This is a genomic window from Microbacterium sp. KRD172 (genome assembly GCF_017168295.1).
GTDB classification, from domain to species: Bacteria; Actinomycetota; Actinomycetes; order Actinomycetales; family Microbacteriaceae; genus Microbacterium; species Microbacterium profundi.
Genome location: NZ_JABFAS010000002.1, coordinates 2447724 through 2471645, shown reverse-complemented (window position 1 = coordinate 2471645; position 23922 = coordinate 2447724). Strand labels below are relative to the sequence as shown.

Annotated in this window: 22 protein-coding genes and 1 riboswitch; of the genes, 8 read left to right on the top strand and 14 right to left on the bottom strand. The window is 68.0% G+C overall.

Annotated elements, in window-relative coordinates; all coding sequences use genetic code 11:
• Positions 1-90 precede the first annotated feature (90 nt).
• Positions 91-372 carry a hypothetical protein gene (locus J1M43_RS12295; RefSeq protein ID WP_234000482.1) on the bottom strand — a complete coding sequence of 94 codons (282 nt, stop codon included), beginning with the start codon at positions 370-372 and terminating at the stop codon, positions 91-93.
• 172 nt (positions 373-544) lie between these two features.
• Complete coding sequence (locus J1M43_RS12290; RefSeq protein ID WP_033104936.1) at positions 545-874, bottom strand: MerR family transcriptional regulator; 330 nt, start codon at positions 872-874, stop codon at positions 545-547.
• Between the two features lie 116 nt (positions 875-990).
• Here J1M43_RS12290 and J1M43_RS12285 point away from each other — a divergent pair, with 116 nt between their 5' ends.
• Together J1M43_RS12285 and J1M43_RS12280 are read left to right on the top strand one after the other, a co-directional pair.
• Positions 991-1434 (top strand): Hsp20/alpha crystallin family protein, encoded by a 444-nt coding sequence (locus J1M43_RS12285; RefSeq protein WP_084595499.1) that lies wholly within the window; start codon positions 991-993, stop codon positions 1432-1434.
• Positions 1435-1915: 481 nt separating this feature from the next.
• A complete protein-coding gene (locus J1M43_RS12280) occupies positions 1916-2311 on the top strand; it encodes a GNAT family N-acetyltransferase (protein WP_052166906.1) in 396 nt (131 codons plus the stop codon).
• A gap of 389 nt (positions 2312-2700) precedes the next feature.
• Here the strand turns inward: J1M43_RS12280 and J1M43_RS12275 are convergent, their stop codons facing one another.
• Together J1M43_RS12275 and J1M43_RS12270 are read right to left on the bottom strand one after the other, a co-directional pair.
• On the bottom strand, positions 2701-3174 hold the full coding sequence (locus J1M43_RS12275) for a hypothetical protein (protein ID WP_206476852.1): 474 nt from the start codon (positions 3172-3174) through the stop codon (positions 2701-2703).
• Positions 3175-3303: 129 nt separating this feature from the next.
• A complete protein-coding gene (locus tag J1M43_RS12270) occupies positions 3304-3711 on the bottom strand; it encodes a RidA family protein (protein ID WP_188436113.1) in 408 nt (135 codons plus the stop codon).
• Positions 3712-3736: 25 nt separating this feature from the next.
• Between J1M43_RS12270 and J1M43_RS12265 the strand changes: the two genes are divergently transcribed.
• The 4 genes from J1M43_RS12265 to nagB all read left to right on the top strand — a co-directional run bounded on the left by J1M43_RS12265 (position 3737) and on the right by nagB (position 10057).
• Positions 3737-7057, top strand: a complete 3321-nt coding sequence (locus J1M43_RS12265) for a family 20 glycosylhydrolase (protein ID WP_234000483.1) — start codon at positions 3737-3739, stop codon at positions 7055-7057.
• Between the two features lie 75 nt (positions 7058-7132).
• Positions 7133-8320, top strand: a complete 1188-nt coding sequence (locus J1M43_RS12260) for an ROK family transcriptional regulator (RefSeq protein WP_033104932.1) — start codon at positions 7133-7135, stop codon at positions 8318-8320.
• A gap of 38 nt (positions 8321-8358) precedes the next feature.
• Positions 8359-9285: an ROK family protein gene (locus J1M43_RS12255; RefSeq protein ID WP_033104931.1), complete on the top strand. Its 927-nt coding sequence runs from the start codon at positions 8359-8361 to the stop codon at positions 9283-9285.
• Entirely contained in the window at positions 9278-10057 is a 780-nt protein-coding gene (nagB, locus tag J1M43_RS12250) for a glucosamine-6-phosphate deaminase (protein WP_033104930.1), read from the top strand. Before J1M43_RS12255 ends, nagB begins: the two co-directional genes overlap by 8 nt.
• 156 nt (positions 10058-10213) lie before the next feature.
• Here nagB and J1M43_RS12245 read toward each other — a convergent pair whose 3' ends face one another.
• The 6 genes from J1M43_RS12245 to J1M43_RS12220 all read right to left on the bottom strand — a co-directional run bounded on the left by J1M43_RS12245 (position 10214) and on the right by J1M43_RS12220 (position 17385).
• Positions 10214-10633: an NUDIX domain-containing protein gene (locus J1M43_RS12245; protein WP_033104929.1), complete on the bottom strand. Its 420-nt coding sequence runs from the start codon at positions 10631-10633 to the stop codon at positions 10214-10216.
• Positions 10626-11987 carry an FAD-binding oxidoreductase gene (locus tag J1M43_RS12240; protein WP_033104928.1) on the bottom strand — a complete coding sequence of 454 codons (1362 nt, stop codon included), beginning with the start codon at positions 11985-11987 and terminating at the stop codon, positions 10626-10628. The genes J1M43_RS12245 and J1M43_RS12240 overlap by 8 nt, the downstream gene beginning before the upstream one ends.
• Positions 11984-12355: a YrdB family protein gene (locus tag J1M43_RS12235; RefSeq protein WP_033104927.1), complete on the bottom strand. Its 372-nt coding sequence runs from the start codon at positions 12353-12355 to the stop codon at positions 11984-11986. The genes J1M43_RS12240 and J1M43_RS12235 overlap by 4 nt, the downstream gene beginning before the upstream one ends.
• A 9-nt stretch (positions 12356-12364) precedes the next feature.
• The gene (locus tag J1M43_RS12230; protein WP_206476851.1) at positions 12365-14371 is read right to left on the bottom strand and encodes a sigma-70 family RNA polymerase sigma factor; all 2007 of its coding nucleotides are present in this window, start codon (positions 14369-14371) and stop codon (positions 12365-12367) included.
• 360 nt (positions 14372-14731) lie between these two features.
• Positions 14732-15880, bottom strand: coding sequence for an N-acetylglucosamine-6-phosphate deacetylase (gene nagA / locus J1M43_RS12225; protein WP_206476850.1), 1149 nt, complete (start codon positions 15878-15880; stop codon positions 14732-14734).
• Entirely contained in the window at positions 15877-17385 is a 1509-nt protein-coding gene (locus tag J1M43_RS12220) for a family 20 glycosylhydrolase (protein WP_206476849.1), read from the bottom strand. The genes nagA and J1M43_RS12220 overlap by 4 nt, the downstream gene beginning before the upstream one ends.
• A 75-nt stretch (positions 17386-17460) precedes the next feature.
• Positions 17461-17544: riboswitch (ZMP/ZTP riboswitch) on the top strand.
• A gap of 44 nt (positions 17545-17588) precedes the next feature.
• Here J1M43_RS12220 and glyA point away from each other — a divergent pair.
• A complete protein-coding gene (glyA, locus tag J1M43_RS12215; RefSeq protein ID WP_206476848.1) occupies positions 17589-18863 on the top strand; it encodes a serine hydroxymethyltransferase in 1275 nt (424 codons plus the stop codon).
• Complete coding sequence (locus J1M43_RS12210) at positions 18860-19741, top strand: bifunctional methylenetetrahydrofolate dehydrogenase/methenyltetrahydrofolate cyclohydrolase (RefSeq protein ID WP_033104923.1); 882 nt, start codon at positions 18860-18862, stop codon at positions 19739-19741. Before glyA ends, J1M43_RS12210 begins: the two co-directional genes overlap by 4 nt.
• Before the next feature lie 182 nt (positions 19742-19923).
• Here J1M43_RS12210 and J1M43_RS12205 read toward each other — a convergent pair whose 3' ends face one another.
• Genes J1M43_RS12205 through xylA form a run of 4 tightly spaced genes read right to left on the bottom strand, consistent with a single transcriptional unit; the run spans position 19924 to position 23906 of the window.
• Positions 19924-20490 carry a hypothetical protein gene (locus tag J1M43_RS12205; protein WP_206476847.1) on the bottom strand — a complete coding sequence of 189 codons (567 nt, stop codon included), beginning with the start codon at positions 20488-20490 and terminating at the stop codon, positions 19924-19926.
• Positions 20491-20529: 39 nt separating this feature from the next.
• Complete coding sequence (locus tag J1M43_RS12200; RefSeq protein ID WP_206476846.1) at positions 20530-21252, bottom strand: DUF6882 domain-containing protein; 723 nt, start codon at positions 21250-21252, stop codon at positions 20530-20532.
• Positions 21253-21312: 60 nt separating this feature from the next.
• Positions 21313-22716 carry a xylulokinase gene (xylB, locus tag J1M43_RS12195; protein WP_206476845.1) on the bottom strand — a complete coding sequence of 468 codons (1404 nt, stop codon included), beginning with the start codon at positions 22714-22716 and terminating at the stop codon, positions 21313-21315.
• Positions 22717-22718: 2 nt separating this feature from the next.
• Positions 22719-23906: a xylose isomerase gene (xylA, locus tag J1M43_RS12190; RefSeq protein WP_206476844.1), complete on the bottom strand. Its 1188-nt coding sequence runs from the start codon at positions 23904-23906 to the stop codon at positions 22719-22721.
• Positions 23907-23922 lie beyond the last annotated feature (16 nt).

Sequence of the window (23922 nt, the reverse complement as noted above, 5' to 3'; positions counted from 1 at the left end):
CCGACATCGTACGCGACGCCCTCGCACTGGTCTTCAGCAGCACCACACCAGTTCCAGTGTCTCAGGTGCACCGTCCGCGCCCGGGGGGGGCTAAGCGGTAGCCATCATGGGGGGCGGCATATGCGGGATCGGGCTCGGGCGCTGTGAACGGTCTCTTGCGTAGAACCTCTGTACGTCTTCCAGGACGTCGAATGCCGTCTGGTAATAGAGTGCCAGCGGGAGCTCGCGCAACCACGTGACGCTGACTTCGTTCTCGTCCAGGGCGTACACGCAGGCGATGGTTCGCCGCGCATCGTTCGGGCCGTACCGATGGTCCAGGATCAACCATTCTGTTGCGGTGATCCTGTGCAATTCGAACCGGGGATCGGGCATCGGGGACATCTCAACACTCCAATCAGTCAGAACCAGTGTTCGTCTGACGGGAGGAAGGATCGAGCCGGACCAGTGCGTAAACGCCTGTTGCCGTAACCGTGAAGGTTGGGAGCTTGACGAGCCTCATCGCCCGTCAGACGTCACCCGGATTATATACCGAGGGCGCGGATCCTCATAGCGCGTCCGGTACTCTCGGGGTCTCGTCGACGGCCTGCTGTGCAGATTCGTCCAGCTGGGCGCGCAGGAGACGGTTGGTGGTCTCCAGCGCGAGCACGTGGCGGGCACCGGTGAGGTTCACACCGGCGTCGAGCAACTCGACGACTCGTCGAAGGATGGACAGGTCGTTTTCGCTGTAGCGACGCGTGCCGCCAGCGGTGCGGCCGGGTTCCACCAGTCCTTTGCGCTCATACAGACGCAGTGCTTGTTCGCCGACACCGACGAGTTCGGCTGCGACGGCGATGCCGTACACCCCGCGTGCGCGAGAGGACTCTGCATTCTCCAAAATTCTCTTCCCTTCCGGGCTTGCAATACCTATGGGATCAGATGTATAAAACCTATACCACTCGACACAGATTATCGAGTGGCCCACAACTACAGTGAGATGGAGGAGATGCAGAAATGCTGTTGCAACACAATGACCCATTCCGTGACCTCGACCGGCTCACACAGCAGATCTTCGGAACCGCCGCCCGGCCATCGAGCATGCCGCTGGACGCGTGGCGGGAAGGGGACGAGTTCGTAGTCGAGCTCGACCTGCCCGGCATTGACTCGGACAAGCTCGACATCGACGTGGAGCGCAATGTGCTGACCATCCGCGCCGAACGGCTCAGTCACATGCCGGATGCCGCGAACGCCGTCGCTGCCGAGCGCTCCTGGGGTGTTTTCAGCCGCCAGCTGGTGCTAGGCGACGCGCTGGACACGGAGAAGGTCGACGCCGATTACACCGCCGGCGTGCTGCGGCTGCGGATCCCTATCGCCGAGCAGGCCAAGCCCCGCAAGATCAGCATCGGCAGCCGCGACGCCATATCGGGCAGGAAGGAGGCCAAGAGCATCAGCGCCTGACCGGAGCGCACTCTCCACCGCCGACAGGAGGTGTCGATATGGTCCTGAACACCACCACCGCGACCGGCGTCGATTCCCCACCGGCTACCCAGCAGGACACCCTCGAATTGCTGCTGCAGGACCGAGAGTGGGTGACGGCCCAATTCGCGGCGATCATGACCGCCTGCGGCTTCGGTGATCGCGTCATCCTCGAAACCCTCCCGTGCCCACCACACAATCACGTTTCCCGGGTCTGGGGCGGGAACGCAGGATGGCGCCTTGTCGATCGACGCCCGGCGGCGAGAGTCAGATCGAGAGTCCGATCACCCCCGGACCGGTCGTGACCTTCACGAGGTGCCCGGAGCCCCGCCGGAGGGCTCCGGGCAGCGGCCTCGAGGGTCGCCAAAGAAGCCAAGGAAGCGAAACTCAAATTCGAGAGGAGTGATGAGAAGTGCTCCAACTTGTCGAGCTTTCTCCCTCAACGATCGTCGACGTCAACAACATGTCACTCAAGCCCGGACAAGAGGAGTTCCTCTCCCCCGTGAGCTACGGCATCGCGGCCACAGTGGTGAACCCGCTCACGTCATGGCAACGGGTCGTGCTCGACGACGACCAGGTCGTCGGCTTCCTCAGCGCGAACTTCGAACCCGAAGCACCCTACGAGCACTTCCGCTCCGTCCTGTGGCGTATCAACGTCGACGCCGACGAACAGCGCCGTGGCATCGGCCGCTTCGCCGTGGAGAAACTGACGGAGGAAGCATGCCAACGCGGATTCGACCACGTCAACGTCATGTACGAAGCCGGCGAGACCGGCCCCGAGGCCTTCTTCCGCAGTGTGGGCTTTGAACCGATCGGAGAGACGGAATTCGGCGAGGTCATCGCCCAGGTTCACGTCTAGACACCATGAATCGTGTTCTTCCCGAAACGGCGGGTTGTGCGGTAGGAATTGGGCATCGGCTACGACACCATCCTCTCTTGCTCGGGCCTGCCGAAATCAATCGATTTTTGGCAGGCTGAGGATGTTGGTCCGGGTGTGGGCAGACACGCCGATCAAGCAGCTGCCGAAAACCCCTGCCGGAACCTGTTGCACCAATACCGTCCGCTCGACGTTTCCGGCAGGTCGATGGAGGCGTCAGAGTGAAACGCGATTACTGACATGTTTCGTGAGAATACTGACGGCTCGACGTCACTTCAGACACTAGTGATCCCGGGGATCTCGCGTCTCACCCTCTGCCACCTTTCGTGAGATAGGACAAAAAGGGCCACGGGGCTTTCGATGTTCAGAGGTCAGCTGCAGAGTTCCTGCAGCGCCGTCGCCGACTCGGTGAGATCGGCGGTGATGGTGGTCATGCCCTCGGCGGCGGTGAGGTCCTGGTCGATCAGCACCTTGGAGAGCACGTCGCCGAGTGCGGCGAAGTCCTCGTGCACGGCAGAGGTCGCTTCCTTCACCTCGACGTTGTCGACGCTGTCTGCGGCTTCACCGAAGGCATCGACGACCGTGCTGAACTGGTCGACGGTGGTCTGCGGGTCGGTGGCGCCGGTCGTGTCGATCTCGCTCGCCGCGGCGTTGGCGTCCTGAAGCTTCGGAAGGACGATCCCACAGGCGTCCTCGACGGACTGGTCGGTGTTGGTCTCTTCGACCGGGGCGGAGTCGCCGGCCTCGTTCGAGGTGTCGTCCTCAGCGGCGGGCGAGCCAGAGCAGGCGGTGAGGCCGAGCACGGCGACAGCGGCGATGGTCCATGCGGCGATACGGCGGTTCATAGGTTTCCCCTCAATAACGGCACCACGAACTGCGGTGCGATTCTCCGGTCGTGCATCCAGTCAAACACAACTTGCACGCGTGTGACGATGGGGAGAGCACCCCATCAACGCGCACTCAGCGCGTGCCGATCACTCCGCGACGATGGCGATGCCGTCGATCTCCACGAGCATCTCCTCGCGGGGCAGCCCCGTGAACACGGTGGTGCGCGAGGGCAGGACGCCGCTGGACGTGTGCGCGCTGACGAACTCGCCGTAGGCATCGTTCATGGTGGCGAAATCCTCACGCTTGGTGAGGTACACGCGCAGCATGACGACGTCGTCGAACGTCGCACCGGATGCCTCGACGATGGCCTTGACGTTTTCGAGGGTGCGGGTGGTCTGCGCCGCGACATCGCCGGGGAAGAGGTACTCGTTGGTCGCCGGGTCGACCGGGCCCTGACCGGACACCTGGACGAACGGTCCCTTGCGGACGCCCTGCGAGAAGGTGTGTGCGGGGGCGGGGGCGGACGTGGTCGTGATTCGCGTCTTCGTGCTCATCCGACCAGCCTAGTAGCCTTGTTAGATGCCTCAACAAATGTCGGATCGGTTGCCGGGGAATGTGCTGCTGAGTGCTGAGCGGGCCGCAGACGGGCGCGTTCGCATTTATCGCGACGCGACGGTGGTCGACGGTACAGGTGCTCCGCGCTTCACCGCGGATGTCGCGGTAGAGGGCGCGCGGATCGTCGCCGTCGTACGCGCGGGGGCTGCGCGGGCTCTGGACGCTCCGACGGGCACCGTCGAGATCGACGCGCGCGGCCTGGTCCTCGCGCCGGGCTTCATCGACATGCACGCGCACAGCGACCTGGCCGTGCTGGAGGGCGCGGATCATCGGGCCAAGATCCTGCAGGGCGTCACGACAGAGGTGATCGGTCAGGACGGCCTCGGTTATGCGCCGCTCGACGATGCCACGGCATCCGTGATCCCTGCACAGATCGCCGGCTGGAACGGTCTGCCCGCGGGTGTTCCGTGGCGCACGATGGACGATCTGCTCAGCGCGATCGACGCGGCCACGGTGGCCAACGTCGCCGTGCTCGTGCCGCAGGGCAACCCGCGAATGATCGCCGTCGGGCACGAGAACCGTGCGGCCACCCCTGCCGAACTGCGGCAGATGGGGGAGATGCTCGGGGAGGCGCTGGACGCCGGGGCGTTCGGCATGTCGAGCGGGCTCACTTACACACCGGGCATGTATGCCTCCACCGCGGAGCTCGAGGCGCTCTGCCGCGTCGTCGCGGAGCGGGGCGGCTATTGGGCACCGCACACCCGCAGTTACGGCGCTGCGGCGCTGGATGCCTACCGTGAGGCGCTCGACATCGGACGCCGCACCGGATGCCCCATCCACCTCACGCACGCCACGATGAACTTCGCGCCCAATCGCGGCCGCGCCGACGAGCTGCTCGCGCTGATCGATGAGGCGATCGCGGACGGCGTCGACGTCACGCTCGACACCTACCCGTACCTTCCCGGCGCGACCACGCTGACGGCGCTGTTGCCGAGCCGTCTCGCCGAGGGCGGCGACCTCATCGCCGCGATCAGGGCGCTGGATGCCGTCGGCCGTGAGCAGGTGCGCGTCGAGCTCGAGGAGATCGGCTGCGACGGGTTCCACGGCGAACGCGCGGACTGGTCGAGCATCGAGATCACCGGCACCGGGAACCCCGCCCTCGCCCGACTCGTCGGCAGGACCATCGCGCAGATCGCCGCGGAGGACGACAAGCGCGCAGTCGACGTCGTGCTCGACACGATCGTGGCGGATGCCGGGGCCACCGGCATCCTGATGCACATCGGCGATGAGGACAACGTGCAGGCGATCATGCAGCACGAGCGTCACACCGGCGGCAGTGACGGCATCCTGATCGGGGCGAAACCGCATCCGCGCGGGTTCGGCGCCTTCACCCGCTATCTCGGGCATTACGTGCGCGAGCTCGGAGTGCTGACGCTGGAGGAGGCCGTACGCCACCTCTCCGGCACTCCCGCGGCCCGCCTCGGCCTGGACCTCGGTGACGCGCCGCGCGGCGTGATCCGTGAGGGCGCGACGGCCGACGTCGTGCTTTTCGATCCCGACACCGTCGCCGCCGGCGCCACGTTCGATGAACCACGAACCCCTCCGATCGGGGTCGTCGAGGTGCTGGTCGACGGCATTCCGGTCGTCGCGGGCGGTGTCGTCACCGGCGACACCCCTGGGCGCGCTCTCAGGATGCCGCCGCCACCGCATCGTGCGACCGTGCCGTTGATCGATGCCAGGATCGACGCCCCGGCAGCGCCGTTCGTCTGGACGCCGGACACTCCGGTGCAGGCACCGGCAGAGCTCGCTGCCGTCGCCGATCTGCTCTCGGGCGGCGACCGCGTCGGGGACACCGTCGACGTACCCGGTCACCCGGCCATCTCGCTGACGCTCGATCCCGCGGTGGGGGAGAGCGCGACCGCCGCCGGTCGGATCGGCGACGAGGCGTTCCGCATCACCGTCGCCTCCACCGGTGTCGAGGTGAGCGGCGCGACCGTGGAAGGCGTCTTCCGCGGCGTCACGGCACTGCGCCAACTTCGTGCACCGGAGATCGACACGGCACGCATCCCCGCCGGCGAATGGAAGGGCTCGCCCGCCTACGGCTGGCGCGGCGCGATGCTCGATGTCGCACGGCACTTCCGGCCCGCCGAAGACATCCGCCGCCTGATCGACCTGCTGGCACTGCACCAGCTGAACATCCTGCACCTGCACCTCACGGATGATCAGGGTTGGCGGTTCGAGGTGCCCGGCTTCCCCAGGCTCACCGAGATCGGTGCCCGTCGAGAGGCGACGCAGCGCGGCCACGGACCGTTGGCCACGGTCGAGCCCGGCATGCACGAGGGGTACTACTCGACCGCCGAGCTGCGCGAACTGGTCGCGTACGCCGCGGAGCGCTTCGTCACGATCGTGCCGGAGGTGGAACTCCCGGGGCATGTGCAGGCCGCGCTCGCCGCGTATCCGACCCTCGGCAATGTCGATGCGTCCGGACCCGTCACCGCTCCATGGGAGCGCTTCGGGGTGAACCCGCGCACTCTGGCGCCCACCGAGGACTCATTGGAGTTCGGGCGCGCCGCGATCGATGCGCTGTGCGACATCTTCGACTCGCCGTGGATCGGGATCGGCGGCGATGAGGTGCCGGTCACGGAGTGGGCGGAGAGCCCTGCGGCTGCTGCGCGCATGCAGGAGCTCGGACTCGCATCGCCTCGCGACGTGCAGCCATGGTTCACCAGGCACTTCGTCGAGCACGTACGGTCGCACGGACGCACGGCGCTGGCGTGGGACGAGGTGCTCGAGGGCGACGTTCCCGATGGCGTACGGATACTCGCATGGCGCGGACCTGTCGCGCTGGAGGAGGCCATTCGACGCGGCATCCCCGTCGTGGGCTGCCCTGATCTTGAGACGTATCTCGACTATCGGCAGTCCGAGTCGGCCGACGAGCCGGTGCCGGTGGGCCCGCCGCTGACGATCGAGCACGCGTACACCCTGCGTCTTCCCGAAGGGGTCGTCGGGGGACAGTCCAATGTCTGGACCGAACACCTGCCGACTCGGGATCGCGTGGACTTCGCCATGTTCCCGAGGCTCAGCGCGATCGCCGAGCGGCTCTGGGTGGGCGGCGATCCGGGGGACGGCGAATCGTTCCTGCGACGTCTCGCCGTGCACCTGCGGCGACTGACGGCGGCCGGGGTGCGATATCGTCCTCTCGACGGGTCGGCAATCGATCAGCGGCGGCCGGGCGTCCCCGGAAGGCCCATGACCGTCGCCGCGCGCGAGCAGGTCGTCGCCGGTCTCGTCGAAGGGCTGCGGCCGCATTCGCCGGACACATGCGACGGGGCGCGAGTTGAGTAACGGTTCGGTAACCCTCCCGCTCCCGTGGCGGGTCGAAGGTTGCAGATTCCACGTTCGTAAGGTCTACTAACAAATATGTCCGAATCGGATGAGTCGAGCCACGCGGCGCCGGTCTACCTCGCCGGCGCCAATGCGCATGCCTTCGGACCCTCCCGTCACCTGCGCTCGCGCTCCAAGGTGCTGCCAGAGCATGCCCGCGGACACAACCGTGCTCTCGTGCTGCAGACGCTCTACCACTCGGGTGCGATGAGCCGCGCAGACCTCTCGCGGGAGACCGGCCTCACCAGGGTGACCATCTCCGACCTCGTCGCGGAGTTCATCGCCGACGGCATCGTCGTCGAGCTCGGCGTGCGCGAGACCGCCGGCCCGGGCAAGCCTCCGATCCTCATCGACATCGACCGGCTCGGCCATCAGATCATCGGCATCGACCTCTCCGACGCCGAGGCGTTCCGCGGAGCGGTGCTGAGCCTCGACGGAGACGTGATCGAGCGACGCGAGACCGCACGTCCCGAGCAGCCGGACGGCGACGTCGCGTACGCGGCGCTGCGTGAACTCGCCGGCATGCTGGTGGCCGCTGCGACCGCGCCGCTGCTCGGCGTCGGAGTCGGAACACCCGGTGTGGTGCGCCCGGACGGCGTCGTGCTGAGCTCTCCCAACCTCGGCTGGACCGATTTCCCGCTCGAGGCACAGCTCGGCGGCGACCTCGGACTCCCGGTGCTCGCCCGCAACGACGCGAACGCCGCGGTCCTCGCCGAGTACACCTTCGGCGACGCCAGGGCCGATTTCATGCTCGTCAAGATCGGTGTCGGCGTGGGAGCCGGGCTCATCTCCGGAAGCCAGCCGCTGCTCGGCAGCCGCTTCGCCGCGGGCGAGATCGGTCACGTCGTCGTCGGCACCGACGGTGGCCCCCGCTGCGTCTGCGGTCGGGACGGCTGTCTGGAGGCCTGGCTCAGCGTCACGCGACTGCGGGATGCCGTCCAGGCGCAGCCGGAGGCGCGCGAGGAGATCCTGCGTGATGCGGGTGCTCGCCTGGCGATCGCGATCGCACCGATCGTGACGGCCCTCGATCTCTCGGAGGTCGTGCTCTCCGGGCCCGCCGACCTGCTGGACGGCACGCTGATCGAAGCCGCGACCTCGACCCTGCGGGAGCGAACGCTCGAGGGCGTCTTCGACGATGTCGTGATCAGGCTCACTGCGCAGAGCGACATCGTGCTGCGCGGCGCCGCGGTCATGGTGCTGTCCGCTCAATTGGGAGTCTCGTAGTGGCATCAGCAGGGCACCCCGGTCTCGTAGGACGGCCGGTGCGCATCGGCCTGGACATCGGCGGTACCAAGACGGATGCCGTCGCCGTCACGGACGCAGACGAGATCGTCGGTCGAATCCGCCGCCCCAGCGGTCATGGCGACGAGGCTGTCGTCGCCGATGTCGTGGAGAGCGTGCGGGAGCTGTGTGCGGCATCCGACGTCTCGGCCGCCGACGTGACGAGCGTCGGCATCGGGATTCCGGGCCTCGTCGACACCGCGAACGGCCGCGTGCTGCATGCCGTGAACCTGGGCGTCGAGTCGCTCGATCTCGCGTCTGTCTCGTCTGCGCGTCTCGGGGTGCCCGTCGTCGTCGAGAACGATGTGAAGGCTGCCGCACTCGGCGCTGCGGCACTCCGCGGAGAGTCCGCGTCGATGGCATATCTGAACCTCGGCACCGGCGTCGCCGCCGGGATCGTGATCGACGGCGCGATCTGGCGTGGATCACGCGGCACCGCGGGCGAGGTGGGCCACATCTCCGTCGACCCGAATGGGCGCGTCTGCAGCTGCGGACAGCGCGGCTGCATCGAGACCCTGTGCGGTGGCGGCGCGCTCGCCCGAGCCTGGGGACGACCGGGGTCGCTGCCGGTCCGCGACATCTTCGATGCCGCCGATCGGGGGGACGGCGACGCGCTCCGGCTCCGTGCCGACCTCTTCCGCGGCGCGGCGGCCGCAGTGCGCGTTCTCGTGCTGAGCGCCGACGTCGAATCGGTCGTCATCGGCGGCGGACTCACCGCTCTCGGCGACCGCGTCGGCGACGGCATCCGCAACGCTCTCATCACGGACGCGAAGGGCTCGCCGTTTCTGCGTTCACTGCATCTCGATGAGAGAATCGAACTGCTTCCCTCCGGTTCCCCTGCGGCTGCCCTCGGCGCCGCGCTGGTCGGAGCGCACACACCTCAAAAGGAGATCGCCGCCCATGGCTGAAGTCGTCATCGTCGAGAACGCCGCCGCTGCGGGTGCACTGGTCGCCGACGAGATCGTGCGACTCATCGCCACTCGGCCCGATGCCGTGCTGGGGCTGGCGACGGGATCCACACCGCTGCCGGTCTACGAGGCGCTGCACGGCCGACTCGCGGGAACCGACGTGTCGCAGGTGCGCGGCTTCGCGCTGGACGAGTACGTGGGCATCGACCCGAAGCATCCGGAGAGCTACCGCTCGGTGATCACCCGTGAGGTCGTCGAGCCGCTCGGCCTGAACCCCGATCAGATCCACGTGCCCAATGGCGCGACCGCCGGCATCGAGCATGCGGGCGCCGACTACGAGGCGGCGATCGAGGCTGCGGGCGGCGTCGACCTGCAGATCCTCGGTATCGGCACCGACGGCCACATCGGATTCAACGAGCCGGGCTCGTCATTCGCATCGCGCACCAGGGTGAAGACGCTCACGCAGCAGACCCGCGAGGACAACGCGCGATTCTTCGACTCGATCGACCAGGTTCCCATGCACTGCATGACGCAGGGCCTCGGCACGATCCTGCAGGCGCGCCACCTGGTGCTGCTGGCGTTCGGCGACGGCAAGGCGCAGGCTGTGGCCGACGCGGTCGAGGGTCCGCTCACCGCGATGCTCCCAGGGTCGGCGATCCAGCTGCACCCGCACGCGACGGTCGTCGTCGACGAGGCGGCCGCATCGAGGCTGAAGCTCGCCGACTACTACCGCTACACGTTCGACAACAAGCCGGCCTGGCAGGGGCTCTGACACTTCCCGCGGGTCGTTGAGCGCTGCACCGCGGGTCGTTGAGCGAGCGCTGCACCGCGGGTCGTTGAGCGAGCGCTGCACCGCGGGTCGTTGAGCGAGCGCTGCACCGCGGGTCGTTGAGCGAGCGTCAGCGAGACGAAACGGGTTGAGCGAGCGTCAGCGAGACGAAGCCATGCCCTCTTCCGGCCACGCGATCGGCAGCAGGTGCTCGAGGCTGAGCGGCGCGAGCTCCAGCGCAGCGACGTCGGCCGGCGTGATCCATCGCAGTTCGGCGAGCTCTGCCTGCACAGTGACGGAATCGGCCTTGATCGTGAGGGCGAACGCGTCCGCGACGACGCGGTGACCCGGCTCGTTCGCGGCGGCGGAGATGAACCGTCCGAGCGGCCGTAGCTGCGCTTCGTCGACCTTGAGTCCCAGTTCCTCGTCGAGCTCGCGCGCCAGGGTCTGCGCGGCGTTCTCGCCGATCTCCGGTTTGCCGCCAGGCTGCATGAACTTCGTGGTGCCCTGCTTGCGAACCACGAGCACGCGGCCGTCCGCGTCGTGGATGATCGCCGCGCTCACGTGGATGTCAGGCACTGGTGAAGACCTTTCCGGGGTTGAGGAGGCCGAGCGGATCGAATACGGCCTTGATCTGCCGCTGCAGCTGCCACTGATCGTCGCCGAGCTCCTCGGCGAGCCAGCGGCTCTTGAGCATGCCGATGCCGTGCTCGCCGGTGAGGGTGCCGCCGAGCCGGATCGCCGATCGGAACAGATCGTCGGCCGCAGCCCATACCTGCTCGGGCACGACGTCGCCCTCGAAGATGAAGTTCGGATGCAGGTTGCCGTCTCCGGCGTGGGCGACGGTGGGAATCTCGAGACCGTACGCGTTCTCGATGCGGGCGATCTCGTCGTACATCGCCGGCAGCGCGCTGCGCGGCACGGACACGTCTTCGATGAGTGTGGTGCCGAGGGCCGCCATCGCGCCGTGCATCGATCGGCGGAGGGCGAGCAGGCGCTCGCCCTCGTCGCGGTCGTATGTCAGGGTCACTTCGCCGCCGCACCCGCGAAGGGACGCGGCGATGCGGTCGGCCTCGCCTCGAGCCGCGGGGCCGTCGGTCTGAATCGTCAGCTGGGAGGTACCGGCCGAGGGCACAGGTAAGGACAGAAGGGCGTGGACGGCGGCCAGCGCCTTCGAATCCATCAGCTCCATGATCGAGGGTTGGGCACCGGATGCCGTGACCGCTGCCGATCCGGCCGCCGCATCGCGCACGGTGGGGAACAGGGCGGTGAGGGTGCAGATCTCGCCGACGATCAGGCGCCGCAGCTTCAGCGTCGCGCCGACCACGATGCCGAGGGTGCCTTCGGAGCCGATCATGAGCGAAGTGAGATCGAGCCCCGTGACACCCTTCACGCTGCGATGTCCCAGGTGCATCAGCCGTCCGTCGGCGAGTACGACGTCCACTCCGAGCACGGCATCGCGCACGACACCGTACTTCGCGCACAGCAGTCCGCCGGCACCAGTGGCGATGTTGCCTCCGACGGTGGATATCTCGCGACTGGCGGGATCCGGCGGCCACCACAGTCCGTGCTCGGCGAGCAGGGTGTTCAGCTCGGCGTTCAGGATGCCCGGCTCGACGACGGCGAACAGATCGTCCGGTCGCACCTCGAGCACGCGGTTCATTCGCATGGTCGACAGGACGATCTCGCCGGGGCCGGCGTTGGCGGCTCCCGCGAGGCCGGTGCCGGCACCGCGCACGACGACAGGGGTGCTGGTGTCGGTCGCGATCCGCATGACCTGCTGGACGTGTTCGATCGTCTCGGCGTGCACGACGGCGATGGGGCGACCGGCCGAAGAGTGCCCTGACCGGTCAGCGCGGGCAGCTTCCAGGGAGCCTTCGGTGGTGTCGACGATGTCGCCGAGGGCGTTCCGCAGAGCTGCGGCGACGGTCATCGCAAGTCTCTCCGACCGGCGAAGAGCCCGGAGGTGACGGCGACGACGGCGAAGCCGAGTCCGACCCAGGCCTGATCCATCGACCACCAGGCCAGCGTCACACCCACGTAGATCAGCAGTTCGACGGCGGCACGCACGAACGGGTGCAGAGTCAGCACCGGGCGCGGAGAGAGGAAGAGCGCCCACACCAGGAGCACCAGCAGCGGTGAGCCGATGCCCAGGACGATGTTCCACGGGAACGTCCACATCGCGAAGCCCCAGAGCGCGACCGAGGCGATCGCTACGACGAGGATGACGGCCCGGATGATGTCGAGCGGGGTGATGTTCGGGCGGTTGACACCGGGGACTGCGTCGGGGGTTTCGGGCATGCTCCCAGTCTATTCGGCGGGGGCAGCGTCCTCGGCCGGGGTCGTGAGGCGGGCAAGGTCTTCGAGCGGCGCCGTCGCGTCCGCGGACGGGGTTTCATCGGCAGCGACCGGCACAGCATCGGGCGCGACTTCTTCGACGACTGAGCTCGAGGTGGTCTCCTCGGCCAGCGCCTCGACGACCGGCTCGTCTGCGGACGGCTGCTCCTGCGCTGCATGCGCTTTGGCAGTGGGTTCCGCAGGTGCGGGCTGGTCCTCCGCCGGGTCGGGAATCTCGGAATCTTCGGTGCCGCCCGTGGCGAGCTCGCGAATCTCCGCCACGGTCATGCTGAACGAGAACTGGGAGCCGGGGTCCGTCGTAACGTACTTAAATTCGACGATGTTCGGGGCCGCGAGGTCATCCTGGGTTGCCTCGAGAACGAAAACGCCGGTCCCATCGTCGCCGATGTCGGCAATGTAGGAGTCGCCGCGCTTGTTGTCCTTCACGATCGCGGCCTCCATGCTCGTTCCGGGTACGCCGGAGACGTAGATGGTGACCGTGTGATTATCGTTGAGCGGAGGGTCGCGGTCGATCCAATCCGCGCCCGTCACAGTCGCTTTCTCGGTCGGAACAGCAGGTTCGGGATCCTCGCCGCCCTCACCCGGAGGGCTGACCGGGGGTTTTTCTTCGCCGACCGGAGGTTTCACTGGTTCGGTCGTCCCTTCGTCGCCGTCTCCGCCGCTGCCGCCGGGAACCGAGGGCGCCACCGGCGCTGCCGTCGGTTCATTGTCGACCGTCGGCAGCTTGATCTGCGGCGTCTGATCGACATCGCGGGTGTGGGGCGCCTCAGGCTCCTCCTCGATCTCGAGGATGAATTTGTCGTTCATCTCGCTGCCTGGTTCGAGCTCGGTGGAGATTGACGAATCGCCGACCTCGCTCGCGCTCGGCATCGAGGTCATCGGATTCGCGTCCAGCAGTCCTGGCACGATCGTCGTCGCAGCCACGACGCCGGCGACCACCAGCGCCGCGGAGCCCGCCCCCACAAGAGCGCCGATGCCGGTCACGGCCCCGGCCGTGGATCCTCCGGCTGCGCTGCCACCCGCAGCGCTGCCACCGGCCGTGGTTCCGCCGTCGCCTGCGAGGCCGCCGACGGCACCGCTCGTACCTGCTGAGCCTCCGACGACGACTCCGCCCTCGATCACGCTGGACGGCATGGCTGCGAGCGCCACGACCGGAGCTCCGCCGGCCTGCAGCGTCGCGGTGTATCCGGCAGCCCCGGAGATGCCGAGAACGAGCGGGAGCAGCACGAGAGCGAGACGATTGGAGACGTCTTTCGCCTCGGCGACGACGATCGTGCACCGTGCGCAGTCCTCGATGTGCTGATCGAGCCGCCTCTGATCGCGTGAGCTGAGGTTTCCTCGTGAGTAGGCGCCGACGTGCTCGATGGTCCACTGGCACGGCGAGCCGGGCTCGGCGCTGCGAAGATGCGCCTGGATCCATGCTTCACGGAGGCCCTCTCGAGCACGGAAGGCAAGCTGCGAGACCGCTCCGGCCTTCATACCGAGCAGGGGAGCGACCTCGGCCGGCTTCATCCGCTCGATCTCGGTGTACCAGAGCACTTCCTGCCACCGGGTGGGCAGGCTCCGGAACGCCTGTGCGGTCAGGCTGCGATCGAGCGCCTCGTCGGCTGCCTGCTCGGTGCTGTTCGGATCGGCGACGGTCTCGAGCTCGTCCATCGCGGTCTCGCGACGCGATCGCCCCCAGGCAGCGGCGGTATTGCGGATGCTGGTGAACAGATAGGCGCGGAAGGACCCGTTCGGGCCGCCACCCTTGATGATCGCCTGGTAGATGCGTGCGTACGCCTCTTGCACCAGGTCGTCGGGATCGATGCTCGACGTGATCGAACGGGCGACCGACATCCCAGACGGATAGTGCCGTTGCCAGAGTTCTCCGAATGCGTCCGCGTCGCCCGAGCGGGTGCGCAGGATCAGATCGGCATCGGCTGATGCGCCTTCTGCGGTGTGGTCGTGGTTCTGCACTGGCTTCCATCTGTTGTGAGGGCCGGTTGACCCTCACATGAAGAGACGCGTGATCCGGTCGGTCCTCACGCGCCCGGACTATTCTCCCTCGAAACTCCCAGCGGGGCCAGCCCTGTGGACAACTCGGGGTCAACTCTCGAAAAGTTCTTTCGGGAATCGCGTGATGAATCGACCCGGTCGTCGTCTCATCAAGTGGAGACAGCCATCCGAACTCCACCGGGGGGCGGAGTTCGGGCGCCATCGCGGGCTTTGCTCTGGTCGGGTGGCTCGGCACCTCGGGGGAGGAGTTCCGAGCCACCCGCTCGCAACCGGAGGGAAGAGGTCGCCGGCAGGGGAGCAGCGATCGCCGACCTCACCTGCTCAGACGAGCGCAGCACCGGTCTGCACGTGCTTGACCTGAAGTCGCACGTCCAGCAGAACTGCGTCACCGATGCGCCCCGGCGTGAGTCGTCCGAGCTGGGCCTCGTACCCGATCGCTGCCGCGGGCGTCTGCGTGAGCGCGCGCACCGCCTCCGCGAGCGACACGCCGGCCTCGACTGCGCGCCGCAGCGCGACATCCTGAGTGAGCGTGGACCCCGCGATCGATCCGGTGTCGTCGGCGCGGGCGATGCCGTCGGCGACGGTCACCTTGACCGCACCAAGGTCGTAGTTGCCGTCTGCGCTGCCGGCTGCGGCCATGGCATCCGTCACCAGCGCGACTCGGCCGGGAGCCGCGTCGAAGAGCAGCTTGATCACGTGCGGGTCGAGGTGCACGTTGTCAGCGATGGCCTCGAGCACGACACGGTGGTCGGCCGCAGCGGCGAGCACCGGACCCGGTGCGCGGTGGTGGATGCCCGGCATCGCGTTGAACGCATGCGTGAGGATCGTCGCCCCGGCCTCGAACGCGGCGACGGCGGTCGCGGCATCCGCGTCGGTGTGGCCGACGGCCGCTGCGGAGCCGGCCGCCACGATGATGCGTATCGCCTCGAGGCCTCCGGGAAGCTCCGGCGCGATCGTCACCTGGCGTACTGTGCCTCGCCCCGCCTCGAGCAGGCGCCGCACATCGGCTGCTGCCGGCTCGCGCAGCAGCGAAGGCTCGTGGGCGCCGTGATGACCGGGATCGAGGAACGGACCCTCCAGGTGCGAGCCGAGGATGTCGGCATCCGTCGTCATGAGATCGGCGATCTCACCGACGCGACGGACGAGATCGTCGAGCGGAGCGGTCACGAGCGAGATGACCGCACGCGTCGTGCCGTGGGCGCGGTGCAGTTCGCGCGCGGTGCGGATGGCGTCTACGCCGTCGTCGAAGGATGCTCCTGCGCCGCCGTGACCGTGGATGTCGATGAAACCCGGGGTGAGGATGGCCCCCTCGCCAGCGAGCGCGATCGCGTCGATCACCGTGTCGGCGTCCGTCCAGTCGGCGCCGATGCCGGTCGCGGCCACGCGGCCGTCTTCGAATCTCACCCAGGCGTCAGGGGTCTCGGTGCCGTCGGTGATCAGACGGACGGAGTGGATCAGGGTCGTGGTCATCGGGTGCTCCAGGCGATCTCGGAGGGACGGTGGCCGGCCCATCCTGCGGCATCCCAGACGGCTCCGAGCCCTCCGACGCGCTCTCGGAACGACGTCCACTCGCGTGTAGCGGCCGGCGACCACGCGACTTCGGCGATCGCTGCGACGCGCGGGAAGATCAGCTGATCGATGTCGTCCAATGTCTCGATCGTCTCGGCCCACAGCGGGGATTCGACTCCGAGGATCGCCTGGGCGGGGAGAGCGTCGACGATCGCCGTCGGCTCCCACTCGTACGCTGTCTGCAGGTCGATCAGTGCCGCCCAGTCGAGCCCGAGCGGGAACTCCGCGTCGTACTTCATATCGAGGTACGCGGTGTTCGACGGCGACATGATGACCGACCCGCCGTGCTCGGCGAAGCGCCGCGCGTGATCGGCGTGCTCTCCGGCCGGGGTGGTGCTGCCCCAGTACTGCCCGATCGTTCCCTCTGCGACCTGGGCGGAGCCCGCCTCGTGCCATGCGATCGGGGTCTTGCCGAGTTCGGTGGTCAGGGCGGTGACACGCTCGATGAAGACATCGAAGTCGGCCTGAGCGGTGCCGAGGCACTCATCGCCGCCGACGTGGAGGAACGGTCCAGGGGTGAGTTCGGCGAGCTCGGTGAGGACATCGCGCAGGAAGTCCCACGTCGCATCGCCGTGGATCTTCACGGACGAGTGTCCGACGCCGGTGCCGCGATACGGCTCCCCGGCGGCCGGGAGCGCCTCTCCGAGCTCCTTCGCCTGCGCAAGGAGGCCGTCGTTCATGACAGGGGCCTCGACGAGCTCGGGATAGGCGAGGCCGATCGCGTGGGTGTGCCCGGGCAGGTCGATCTCCGGCACGACGACCATGTGGCGCGATGCGGCGTATCGCACGATCTCGCGGAAGTCGTCCTTCGAGTAGAACCCGCCGGGGCGGGCAGCGACCGCCGTCGTCGAGCCGCGTTCGGTGAGCAGTGGACGGCTGTCGATCTGGAGCCGCCAGCCCTGGTCGTCGGTGAGGTGCAGGTGCAGTCGGTTGAACTTGAGCGACGATGCCCGGTCGATGAACGCTTTGACCGTGTCGACGTCGAAGAACGTGCGGGCGACGTCGAGCATGACGCCGCGGTAGGAGAAACGCGGGCTGTCTTCGATGTCGACGTGGGGGAGCGCCCAGCCCTCGCGGTCGTCGGTGAGGAGCTGACGCAGTGTCTGCGCGGCGTAGAACAGGCCGGCATCGGCGCCTTCCAGGCGCGCTGTGTCGCCGACGTGCAGTGTGTACTGCTCGCCCTGCCGGGCGGTGCGTCGAACGACGATGTCGCCTGGCCGGATGGCGTCGTGTCCGGGCCCTGCGACGGCGGGGCGCAGCCCCGTGCGCTCGGCGATCACGTCGGCGAGAACGGATGCCGCAGCATCCGCGTCGTTCTCCACGATGATGCGGGTGGCCGCCGTCAACGACAGCATTCCGGTCGGTTCGGTGACGGACACGGGCAGCGGAACAAGTGGTAGGACCATGAACAAAACGTACCCTGCGGCACCCGATGCGGCCAGATCGCCCCGCTACTCTGGGACTTCGGAATTCCGCTATGCTCGAACGGTCGCGACTGGCGTCTGGGTGGGTCACCACCGGGGAGCGACCGTTACGGAATTCGACCGCGCGCCTGGGCCGATGACATCCACCACCGATGACATTTCATTCCGCAACGAAAGAGGACGACATGACCGATCCGTACTTCAACGCCCCGCTCTCCGAAGTCGATCCCGAGATCGCCGAGGTCCTCGACCGCGAGCTGAACCGGCAGCGCACCTTCCTCGAGATGATCGCATCCGAGAACTTCGTGCCCGTCTCCGTACTGCAGTCGCAGGGATCGGTGCTCACGAACAAGTACGCCGAGGGCTACCCCGGACGCCGCTACTACGGTGGCTGTGAAGAGGTCGACGTCGCAGAATCCCTCGCGATCGAGCGGGTCAAGAGCCTGTTCGGCGCCGAGTTCGCGAACGTCCAGCCGCACTCCGGTGCGACAGCCAACGCGGCCGTGCTGCACGCGATCGCCCGCCCCGGCGACACCCTGCTCGGTCTGTCGCTCGACCACGGCGGTCACCTGACCCACGGCATGAAGATCAACTTCTCCGGCCGGCTGTACGACATCGTCGCCTACGGCGTGAACCCGGAGACCTCGCTCGTCGACATGGACGAGGTGCGTCGCCTGGCCATCGAGCACAAGCCGAAGGTCATCGTCGCCGGCTGGTCGGCGTACCCTCGCCACCTCGACTTCGCGAAGTTCCGCGAGATCGCCGATGAGGTCGGGGCCCTCCTCTGGGTCGACATGGCGCACTTCGCCGGTCTCGTCGCCGCAGGTGTGCACCCGAACCCCGTGCCGCACGCACACGTCGTCTCGTCGACCGTTCACAAGACGATCGGCGGCCCTCGCTCCGGCTTCATCCTCACCAATGACGCCGACCTCGCCAAGAAGATCAACTCCGCGGTGTTCCCGGGTCAGCAGGGCGGCCCGCTCATGCACGTGATCGCCGCCAAGGCGACCGCCTTCAAGCTCGCCGCGACGCCCGAGTTCAAGGATCGCCAGGTGCGCACCATCAGCGGTGCCCAGATCCTCGCCGATCGCCTCACCCAGCAGGATGTCGCGGATGCGCAGATCAAGGTGCGCTCGGGCGGCACGGACGTGCACCTCGTGCTCGTCGACCTCCGTGATGCCGCGATCGACGGCAAGCAGGCCGAGGATCTGCTGCACGACATCCACATCACCGTCAACCGCAACGCCGTGCCGAACGACCCTCGCCCGCCGATGGTCACCTCCGGTCTGCGCATCGGCACCTCGGCGCTGGCCACGCGCGGCTTCGGCGATGCCGAGTTCACCGAGGTCGCCGACATCATCGCCCTGGCCCTGCAGCCCGGCGCCGATGTGGCCGCCCTGAAGGCACGCGTCGACGCGCTCGCCGGTGCATTCCCGCTCTACCCGGAGCTGCAGCAGTGACCGCTGTCGTCCTGGACGGCAAGGCCGCAGCCGCGGAGATCAAGACCGAGCTGACCGAGCGGGTCGCGGCGCTGCGCGCGCGGGGCATCGTCCCGGGCATCGCCACCGTGCTGGTCGGCGCGGATCCGGCATCCCAGCTGTACGTCGGGATGAAGCACCGCCAGTCCGAGGCGATCGGGATGAACTCGATCCAGCGCGAACTGCCGGCCGACGCCACGCAGGAGCAGGTCGAAGCGCTGATCGACGAACTGAACGCCGACCCGACGTGCCACGGCTACATCGTGCAGCTGCCGCTGCCGAAGCACATCGACACGGATGCGATCCTCGAGCGCATCGACCCCGAGAAGGATGCCGATGGCCTGCACCCGACCAACCTCGGACGGCTCGTGCTGAACGTCAACGCGCCGATCCACACGCCGCTGCCGTGCACCCCCCGCGGTGTGATCGAGCTGCTGCTGCGCAATGACTACGACCTGAAGGGCAAGCATGTCGTCGTCGTCGGACGAGGGGTCACGATCGGCCGCTCGATCGGCCTGCTGCTGACGCGCCGCGAGCTCAACGCCACCGTCACGCTGACGCACACCGGCACGGTCGACATGCCGAAGTACCTGCGAGAGGCCGACGTCATCGTCGCGGCGGCCGGGGTCAAGCACCTCATCCGGGCAGAGGATGTCAAGCCCGGTGCGGCAGTGCTCGATGTGGGAGTCACCCGGGAGGACGACGCTGAGACCGGCAAGTCGAAGGTCTACGGCGACGTGCATCCTGATGTCGCGTCGGTCGCGGGCTTCGTCTCCCCGAACCCCGGCGGTGTGGGGCCGATGACCGTCGCGCTGCTGATGACGAACGTCGTCGAGGCCGCGGAGCGCGCGGCAGGCTGAGGGCCCGTTTCGATTCGCCTCCGTCGCTGCGCTCCTGCGCTCAACGACCCGCAATCATTGCGGGTCGTTGAGCGAGCGGAGCGAGACGAAACGGGTTGAGCGAGCGGAGCGAGTCGAAGCCGCCGAACACGTGCTGAGCGAGTCGAAGCCGCCGAACACGTGCTGAGCGAGGGGCGTCGAACCTACAGCTCGTCGAGCATCCGGCGCTGCTCCGGGGTGAGGCCGTCGGCGAGTTCGTCCCCGGCAGCGCGCGTCGCCGCGCTCGGCGGCTCGGATGCCGTGGCATCCGCAGATCCGGTCGTCGAGGCGCGCCCGCCCTTCACCTTCGACTGCACGGTGTCGAACACCGCGCCGGCCCTCGCCTCGATCCGGTCATCCACCAGGTCGTAGATGACCCACGCGATCAGCAGGTACAGCGGGGGAAGCACGTAGCCCCAGAACCAGCCGTGCACATCGACGCCGCTGAGCCACACGGTCAGCACCCAGACGATCAGCTCGACGATGAACACGAGCACGTACTGGACGACCTTCTCGCCGACCTTCGTGCGCGTCTGCGCCGACTTCGAGGCCGCCCCGCGGAACATCCGGAGCAGCGTCGGCTTGAGCGCGAGCGTCGCCAGCGTGAGGATCACGGCCGCCCACAAGGCATTCCACCCGACGCTGACGCTCGACATCGGCAGGTCGATCAGCAGCAGGACGACGACGTTGAACACGTACAGCGAGACGGCGCGGACGATCCAGTTCTTCATGCCGTCAGCCTATGCCGTCGAGTTTCTTTTGGAGAAGGATCAGCCGGTCAGGCCCGGCGCCTCGATGCCCACGATGCGGGCCTGCTCGTCGAAGCGGAAGGTGGCCGAACCGGAGGCATCGGTGACGATCGCGCCGCTGAAGGCCTCATCGGTCCACTGCAGGTTCCAGCCGGCCAGCCGCGCAGCATCCCACACAGCCGAGCGTGCATCGCTGAGTGCGAGGCCGGACAGGATGCGGGGCGCGGAGATGACGGCATCCTGCACGGTGAGCGGAGCGAGCGGCGCATCCAGCACGAACACGGCGCGCGTGCCGCCGCCGATCGGCGCCGAATAGTAAGGGGAGCGACCGGTGATCTCCACGGCGACGGTGCCGATCTGATGTGCGACCTGCGCGATCCATTCGTCGAGGTCCGAGCCGGTGTCATCCGGGAAGGCGAGCTCGGACCGGCTGAGCTCCGCGATGTCGTACTGCGTGCCGTAGTCGCGCAGCTGGGCGGCGACGCCCTGCGCGTCTCCCTGGGGGTGAGCCCACGCCCAGAGCAGAGACCGGGGCCCCGGTGCGATCGTCGCGATCAGATGCGGGCGGGTGACCACCTGATGCGCGGGGTTCGCGTTCGCAGTGAAGGTGAGCGTACCTGCGGCCATGTCGGCGTCCCAGCGGTGCTCGCCCAGCGCGTCGACGGCAGTGGTGAGCGCGTCCTGACGGAGTGCCACGAAGAAGGCGGCGCGATCGGCGAGAGGCTGCAGTGCGGCGAAGGTCATGGTTCCAGTCTGGCCTGGAATCCTATGTTTTCGCCACCTGTGCCGCGCCGCGACGACTGGTCATGGCAGGCGGGCGGCGTAGTGCTCTCGGATGATCGGGCGCGTGTCTATCTCTGGACGCGCGGTGATCGCCACCGGCCACTTAGGCGCGGTGCCGCTGAGCCCCCATGCGGCCTGGACTGCCGCTCCGAGCGCCACGTATTCGCCAGGCGCCGGAACCACGACCGGCGCATCGAACACCTGTGCCGCGATGCGCGTCACCGCTTCGCTCTGCGCGGCGCCTCCGACCAGCAGGATGCGCTCGGCTTTCACTCCGTGCGCGCGGATGCGATCGAGGCCGTCGGCGAGGCCGCACAACACGCCCTCGATCGCGGCGCGGGCGAGGTTCTCACGGCTCGTCGAGGTCAGCGTCATGCCGAACAGCGATGCCGTGGCATCCGGCAGGTTGGGTGTGCGCTCGCCCTCGAACCACGGCTGCAGCACGAGTCCGCCCGAACCCGGCTCGGCCGCGAGGGCAAGCCGGGAGAACTCGTCGTGATCGACGCCGAGAAGGGATGCCGTGGCATCCAGCACCCGCGCGGCGTTCAGCGTGGCGACCAGCGGCAGGAAGCCTCCGGCCGCGTCGGCGAATCCGGCCACGGTGCCGCTCGGGTCGGCGACGGCGACGTCGGTGACGGCGAACACCGTTCCACTGGTGCCGATCGAGACGCCGATGTCGCCGCTTCCGGCTCCCATTCCGAGTGCGGCCGCCGCGTTGTCGCCCGCGCCGGCAGTGACGATGATTCCGCCCTTTCCTTCGACGTGCTCGGCGGGGCCGAGAACACGGGGCAGCACGACATCACTCGCGTCGCGGCGCAGCGCGATGGCGAGCAGCTCACGGTCGTACTCGCCTCGAGTGGAGTCGAAGTACGCCGTGCCACTGGCATCGGACCGATCGGTGATCAGTTCGTCGAGCACAGGCCCTAGCGGTGACTCGTCGGCCGGTCCATAACCGCGCAGACGCCAGGTGAGCCAGTCGTGGGGGAGTGCGATCGCCGCGATGCGGGCCGCGTTCTCCGGCTCGGCATCCGCCACCCACCGCACCTTGCTCGCCGTGAACGACGCGACCGGCACGACGCCGGTGCGTCGCGCATACTCTGCGGCGCCGACCTCGGCGGTCAGCGCGGTCGCGGCATCCGCCGACCTCGTGTCGTTCCAGAGCAGAGCGGGCCGGATGACGCGCCCCTCTGCATCCAGGGCCACCAGACCGTGCTGCTGTCCACCGATGCCGACGGCGGCGACGTCGTCGAGCCCGCCGGCATCGGCGATGGCGCTGCGCAGCGCCTCCCACCACGCCGACGGGTCCACTTCGGTGCCATCAGGATGCCCGGCTCGTCCGGAGCGGATGACCGCTCCGGACGAGAGGTCGCGCAAGACGACCTTGCAGCTCTGCGTCGACGAATCGATGCCGGCGACGAGCGTCATGTTCAGCGCGCGCCGAGCAGGTGCTCGGTGGCGAGCTGCTGCAGACGGACGAATCCGAAGCCCTTGCCGCCGAGGTAGGCGTCGGCGTCGAAGTCCTCGAAGGTGCTGCGATCGGCGAGGAAGTCGTTGTAGCTCTCGCCGGGGTTCAGCGTCGGCTGCGCGAGCTCGGCGACCTTGGAAGCGGCCAGCGCCTCCTGCACCTCGGGGTCTGCGCGGAACGCCGCTGCCCGCTCCTTGAGGAGCAAGTACGTGCGCATGTTCGCCGCTGCCGAGTCCCACACGCCGGTCTCGTCTTCCGTGCGGCTGGGCTTGTAGTCGAAGTGACGCGGGCCGTCGTAGGCCGGAACCCCGCCGGGGCCGCCGTTCTCGAGCAGGTCGACCAGCGCGAATGCGTTGTGCAGGTCGCCGTGACCGAACACGAGGTCCTGGTCGTACTTGATGCCGCGCTGACCGTTGAGATCGATGTGGAAGAGCTTCTCGTGGAACAGCGCCTGGGCGATGCCGGCGGCGAAGTTCAGGCCAGCCATCTGCTCGTGGCCGACCTCGGGGTTCACACCGAACAGCTCGGGACGTGCGAGCGAGCCGATGAAGGCGATCGCGTGGCCGAGGGTCGGCAGCAGGATGTCGCCGCGGGGCTCGTTCGGCTTGGGCTCGATCGCGAAGCGGATGTCGTAGCCCTTGTCGGTGACGTAGTCGGCGAGAAGGTTCACGGACTCGCGGTAGCGCTCGAGGGCCTGGCGCACATCCTTGGCGGAGTCGTATTCTGCGCCCTCGCGGCCGCCCCACATGACGAAGGTCTTGGCGCCGAGCTCTGCACCGAGGTCGAGCTGGCGGAACACCTTGCGGAGGGCATACCGGCGCACGTCGCGGTCGTTGGAGGTGAAGCCGCCGTCCTTGAAGACGGGGGCGCTGAAGAGGTTCGTGGTGACCATCGGCACGATGAGGCCGGTGTCGGACAGTGCGCCCTTGAGCCGGTCGATCTGCTTCTGACGCTCGGCGTCGGTGGAGCCGAAGGCGAACAGGTCGTCATCGTGGAACGTGAGTCCGTAGGCACCGAGCTCGGAGAGCTTCTCGACGGCGTGCACCACGTCGAGGCGAGGGCGCGTCGGGCCGCCGAACGGATCGGTGCCGTTGTAGTCGACGGTCCAGAGACCGAACGAGAATTTGTCTTCGCGGGTGGGGGTGGGCATGGCTGCTCCTCTGCAG

What these genes read in the sequence shown, in the direction of transcription:
- J1M43_RS12295 (WP_234000482.1), bottom strand. Translation starts at nt 372, where the DNA reads ATGCCCGATCCCCGGTTCGAATTGCACAGGATCACCGCAACAGAATGG.
- J1M43_RS12285 (WP_084595499.1), top strand. Translation starts at nt 991, where the DNA reads ATGCTGTTGCAACACAATGACCCATTCCGTGACCTCGACCGGCTCACA.
- J1M43_RS12280 (WP_052166906.1), top strand. Translation starts at nt 1,916, where the DNA reads ATGTCACTCAAGCCCGGACAAGAGGAGTTCCTCTCCCCCGTGAGCTAC.
- J1M43_RS12275 (WP_206476852.1), bottom strand. Translation starts at nt 3,174, where the DNA reads ATGAACCGCCGTATCGCCGCATGGACCATCGCCGCTGTCGCCGTGCTC.
- J1M43_RS12270 (WP_188436113.1), bottom strand. Translation starts at nt 3,711, where the DNA reads ATGAGCACGAAGACGCGAATCACGACCACGTCCGCCCCCGCCCCCGCA.
- J1M43_RS12265 (WP_234000483.1), top strand. Translation starts at nt 3,737, where the DNA reads ATGCCTCAACAAATGTCGGATCGGTTGCCGGGGAATGTGCTGCTGAGT.
- J1M43_RS12260 (WP_033104932.1), top strand. Translation starts at nt 7,133, where the DNA reads ATGTCCGAATCGGATGAGTCGAGCCACGCGGCGCCGGTCTACCTCGCC.
- nagB (WP_033104930.1), top strand. Translation starts at nt 9,278, where the DNA reads ATGGCTGAAGTCGTCATCGTCGAGAACGCCGCCGCTGCGGGTGCACTG.
- J1M43_RS12240 (WP_033104928.1), bottom strand. Translation starts at nt 11,987, where the DNA reads ATGACCGTCGCCGCAGCTCTGCGGAACGCCCTCGGCGACATCGTCGAC.
- J1M43_RS12235 (WP_033104927.1), bottom strand. Translation starts at nt 12,355, where the DNA reads ATGCCCGAAACCCCCGACGCAGTCCCCGGTGTCAACCGCCCGAACATC.
- nagA (WP_206476850.1), bottom strand. Translation starts at nt 15,880, where the DNA reads ATGACCACGACCCTGATCCACTCCGTCCGTCTGATCACCGACGGCACC.
- J1M43_RS12220 (WP_206476849.1), bottom strand. Translation starts at nt 17,385, where the DNA reads ATGGTCCTACCACTTGTTCCGCTGCCCGTGTCCGTCACCGAACCGACC.
- glyA (WP_206476848.1), top strand. Translation starts at nt 17,589, where the DNA reads ATGACCGATCCGTACTTCAACGCCCCGCTCTCCGAAGTCGATCCCGAG.
- J1M43_RS12205 (WP_206476847.1), bottom strand. Translation starts at nt 20,490, where the DNA reads ATGAAGAACTGGATCGTCCGCGCCGTCTCGCTGTACGTGTTCAACGTC.
- J1M43_RS12200 (WP_206476846.1), bottom strand. Translation starts at nt 21,252, where the DNA reads ATGACCTTCGCCGCACTGCAGCCTCTCGCCGATCGCGCCGCCTTCTTC.
- xylB (WP_206476845.1), bottom strand. Translation starts at nt 22,716, where the DNA reads ATGACGCTCGTCGCCGGCATCGATTCGTCGACGCAGAGCTGCAAGGTC.
- xylA (WP_206476844.1), bottom strand. Translation starts at nt 23,906, where the DNA reads ATGCCCACCCCCACCCGCGAAGACAAATTCTCGTTCGGTCTCTGGACC.